Here is a 4,474-nt window from a genome sequence, read left to right as displayed (position 1 = left end):
CCCGGCGCGTCGCGCGACGCGCCGGGGATTCCCGGGGGGCATTCCTGCCTGCCCCCCTTACCGGAGCAGCCCTACCGGGGCTCCCGCCGAGGGAAGGGCCGGTGTCAGCGCTTCCAGACGGTCGCCCGCCAGGTCGTCGGGTTGCCGGCGCCGTCGGTGCCGACGGCGACCCCGGCGATCACTCCCGCGTCGTTGATCGCGGAGGCCGAGCCGTAGGGGCCGAGGGGAGACGGCGGCAGCGGGACGACCGTACCGTCGGGCTTCCACAGCAGGGCCTTGTCCAGCGCCGCGTTGCCGACCGGCGGCCACGCGTAACCGACGGCCGTCCCACGGTTGTTGATCGCCAGCGCCTCGCCGGCCGCTTCCGCCGGATTGGCGAGAACCGTCCGCGTGCCGTTCGCGTTCCACCGGGCCGGGTCGCCGTTCGGGGAGTCCTGCAGCGAAGCCCCCACGGCGGTGGCCGCCCGGTTGACGTCGTATCCCCGCCCGCGCCCGGCGTCGCGGACGGTGCCGTCGGCCGCCCACACCAACACCCGGTCGTACTCCGTGCTCCCGGCAAGCCGCCCGTGACCGAGGACGACGCCGTTGTCGGTGATCTGGCTCGTCCGGGCCCCGACGAACCCGGCCGGGAGGGGCAGTGCGCTCACGACACCCGCCGCGTTCCAGCGCACGGGGTGCGCGGGGCCACCGGCGCCGTCGCGCTGCTCGGTCCACCCGACCACCGTGCCCGCGTTGTTGATCGACGTCGCGGTGCCGCTGCTGTCGCCGGGCAGCACGGGCAGGTCGGTCCTGCTGCCGTCGGAGCGCCAGCGCAGGGGGTGGGAGCGGTAGTCCTCCTCGTAGGCGTCGCCGACCGCGACCCCGGCGTTGTTGACGGCCGACGCGTTGCCGCCGCGCGACCCGCCGGGAAGCGCCAACCGCGTCGGGGTGCCGCCCGGTGTCCAGCGGACGGGGTGGAAGGCGGGCAGGGCGTCGTAGGACAGGCCGATCACCCATCCCGCGTCGCTGAGCGCGGTCGCGCGGCTGTACTTCTCACCGGACAGCGGCGCGAGGCGGGTGTAGCCGGGGCGGCCGGCGTTCCAGCGGATCGCGAGCGGCCCGTCGGAGCCCTCCACGTAGTACTCGCCGATGACCGTGCCGCTGCTGTTCAGCCCCTTGGCGAGGCTGTGGAGCGCTCCCGGCGGGACCGGGAGCAGCCGTGAGGCCGGCAGCAGTTCGGAGGGCTCGGCCACCGCGACGGGCGCCGAACCCAGGAGGAACAGGGCAGTTGCCGCCGCGGCGGCGAAGGTTGCAGGTCGGGGAACACGCAAGCGGGCCATCCGGACACTCCTGTCTCGTCAATGACATTGACGCGCAAGGGCATGGGTGTGGGGTCTGTTCCAGGCCGGCAGGGAACCCGCGCTGCAGTTCAATTTTTCCGATTCTGTTCACCGGTTGGCAGCTTGATCTCCGAAACGACTGGATTCGTACACCCGTTCACCTTGCTCCGTGCCACCCGCCGTCCGACGCGCCCGCCCCGTCCCGCAGGCGGGCCCGGTCTCCGGGTGACGGCGCCCCAGCAGCAATTCCTGCCCCACGGCGGCGGTCACGTCGGGGCGTTCGGCGAGCACCCTCGCCCGCTCGTACACAGCGGGAGACCGCAGCGGCTTCCGGCCACCCGCGCGACGCCGCTCCCCCGTTCCCGGCCCGGCCCGGCCCACCGGGCGTCACAGGTCCACCCCGGACCGGCCGCCTGCGCGGCAGGTCCGGGGTGGACCACGGCGCCGGGCGGGCCGCTCCCGGACACTCACGTTCGTCCCGACGACGCCCCCGGGGTCACAGACCTCCGTTGATCGCGGCAGCCTGGGCGGCGCCGGCGCTGACGTCCCACTTCGCGAGGATCGTGTCGTACTCGCCGCTGCGCATCAGCTGGTCCAGTCCCTTCACCACCGCGTCGCGCAGAGCCGTGTCGCTCTTGTTCAGCGCGATCCCGTACGGGCTGGACTGTGTCTGCATGCCCGTCACCTCGAAGCGGTTGCCGTCGTCGGTGGTCCTGGCCGCGTACGCCGCCACCGGCAGGTCGTTGAAGTCGGCCACCGCCCTGCCGGCCGCCACCTCGGCGAGGGCCTGGCTGTCGTCGTCGAAGCGGCGGACCTGCAGCGGCTTGCCCTGCCGGTCGCAGGCGGCGACCTGGCGGCCGACGATCTCGTCCTGGGTGGTGCCACGCTGCACCGCGACCGTGTGCCCGCAGATGTCGTTCAGCGTCCGGATCCCCTTCGGGTTGCCCTTCTTCACGATGATCGAGGTGCCGGCGATGAAGTAGTCCACGAAGTCGACGCCCGGCCCGCCGGTCGGTATGCCGTCCTCACCGAGCGCGTTGCGGCGCTTGGACGTGTCACTGATCCCCGACATCGCCACGTCGAACTCCCTGGCGTTGACGCCCGGTATCAGCTTCTCGAACGGCGTGTCGACGATCTCGACCCGCAGGCCGAGGACCTTCCCCAGGGCGTAGGCCAGGTCGGGGTCGAGGCCGTCCGGCCTCCCGCCCACACCGCGGAACGCCACCGGCGGGTAGTTCAGGTCGGAGCCGATGCGCAGCACCCCGGCGGCCCGCTGCGCGGCGGGGACGGCCGCCTGGACCTTGTCGACGGCGCTCTTCGGGGCGTCCGTGCCGGCACACGCGGTGAGCAGCAGGGCCGAGGTGGTGGTGAGGGCGGCCGGCAGGGTCCGGCGGTGGGGGAACAGGCAGGAGAGATGTCGCACGACGGGTGCTCCTCTGCTGGGCGGGGCGGCGCGACCGGCATCCGCGAGGAGTCGGAAGTGGCCGGGAACGGGATCCTCCCATCCGGTTCGGAGGTGACCGGCGGCAGGCGTGTCACGATCTGCTATCGGTTGACCGTGCTCTGGGGCTCCCCCGGGTGCCCGCCTGGGTCGGGGCAGGATCGTGTCGGTACCGGCAGGGTGCCCGAGGCGATGCTGCAGGTGCAGGTCTTTCACGGTCGGCACGAGGGGCGTACGCGCGTCACACGCACCCGGGTCTTCCCGACATGTCCGTGGCATCGACCGGGGCGGTCGACCTGCGGCTCAGCGGGCCGGGTGGCGGTGCACGGCGGCGCGGTGGACCGTGGCGGCGACCCTTTTGAGAAGCAGGCCCGGGATGGGGGTGTTCACGGAGTGCGGCAGGGCGGTGACCGGCGGGTCGGCCGCGCCCGGTGGCGGGTCGGCCGGCGGGCGGGGGCGGACGGGGTGGAGGTCCGCCGCCGCAGGCCCGCGCTCGACCGCGGCGGACCCGTCACCGGTAGGCGGCCGGAGCTTGCGCAGTTGCTGCTCCAGGTAGCTCCTCCGCCGGTGGTGCTGTTCGGATTCGAAGGACCTCAGGCCCTGGATCCCGGCCTCAAGAGCGCTCCGGGTCGCCTCCAGGCCGCCGATCACCTCCTGGATCCAGGCGCGGGTGTCCTGTTCCAGGGCGTGGGCGCCGTCCCGTGCGGTGCCTTCGACGGCCTCGGCGCGGGCCAGGGCCGAGGCGATGACCCTCCGTGCCTCGGCGCGGGCACCTTCGACGACCCGGTCGGCGATCCGCTGGGCGAGTTCCAGGGTCCGGGCGGCCTCCTCGGCGCCGTTCGGGGCGCGGCACTCGGTCTGGCGCGGAGAGGGGAGCACCACGCCGGGCGTGCCGGTGCTCGCCGCCGCAGGTGCGGGGCGCAGGAGCGCTGCGGCGATGGCGGCTCGCAGGTGCTCGTTCTCGTTCGACAGGCGGACGAGCTCGGCTTCGGCGCGGTCGAGGAACTCGTCGACCTCGCCCTCGTCGTAACCCTGGCGGAGGCGGACGGTGCTGAAGGTGCGGGCGCGGAGCTCGGCAAGGGTCAGGGGCATGGGGCGACCTCAACTGTCGGCGTACCGGGTGGCCCGCTCGTGCCCGGCGCCTTCGACGAGGCTGCGGACGGCGGGCTGCGGGCGGCGGGCTGCGGGAGCGGGGCATCGGCGCGGGCATCGGTGACCGGGCGCCGGATGCGGGCGAGGCGCGGCAAGCGGCCTCGCAAACGGCGGCCGTGGGTGTACGGATTGCCGTTGCGCGCTTTCTATCCGCTCTGCACGCGTCGCGTCCAGGGGTATCGGCAGGTTTTGTGCTTTTGCCCGAATCGCGGACCGGCGTCGCGCCGGGCCCCTGCTCCGAGGCCGCCGGCGAACCCGGGAGTGCGGGCACCGGACAGCTGGAACGTCGCACCGCGTGCGGCGGTGATCCGGCCCGAACGCCCGGGACGCCGGCAGGGTCGACCGTGCACGCCCGGGGTGCGGCCCTTCCCCCTCGCACAGGGTTGTCCGTTGTTTCATGTTCAACTATGGTGGCGACCGGACGGGCGCGATCCACCACGTTCGCCCCCAGTCCCGTGAGTCGTGGCGCTTTCATGCGCCGACCGTGGTGGCCGCCGGCAGCGGCGTGGAAAGTCGGAGTGAGATCGTGGAGGACACGGGGCTGCTGGCGCCGCAGCGAAGG

3 protein-coding genes are annotated in these 4,474 nt (G+C 73.6%); all 3 read right to left on the bottom strand.

Features of this window, described 5'->3' with window-relative positions:
- Window positions 1–104: 104 nt before the first annotated feature.
- Complete coding sequence (locus ABZY91_RS41455) at window positions 105–1,319, bottom strand: hypothetical protein (RefSeq protein ID WP_355409361.1); 1,215 nt, start codon at window positions 1,317–1,319, stop codon at window positions 105–107.
- A 496-nt stretch (window positions 1,320–1,815) separates the two neighbouring features.
- Entirely contained in the window at window positions 1,816–2,742 is a 927-nt protein-coding gene (locus ABZY91_RS41450; RefSeq protein ID WP_355409359.1) for an ABC transporter substrate-binding protein, read from the bottom strand.
- Between the two features lie 321 nt (window positions 2,743–3,063).
- A complete protein-coding gene (locus ABZY91_RS41445; protein WP_355409357.1) occupies window positions 3,064–3,852 on the bottom strand; it encodes a DivIVA domain-containing protein in 789 nt (262 codons plus the stop codon).
- Between the last annotated feature and the right edge of the window lie 622 nt (window positions 3,853–4,474).

It is taken from the genome of Kitasatospora sp. NPDC002965, from assembly GCF_040611255.1.
Lineage (GTDB): Bacteria > Actinomycetota > Actinomycetes > Streptomycetales > Streptomycetaceae > Kitasatospora.
This window is presented reverse-complemented; position numbering and strand designations above follow the sequence as displayed.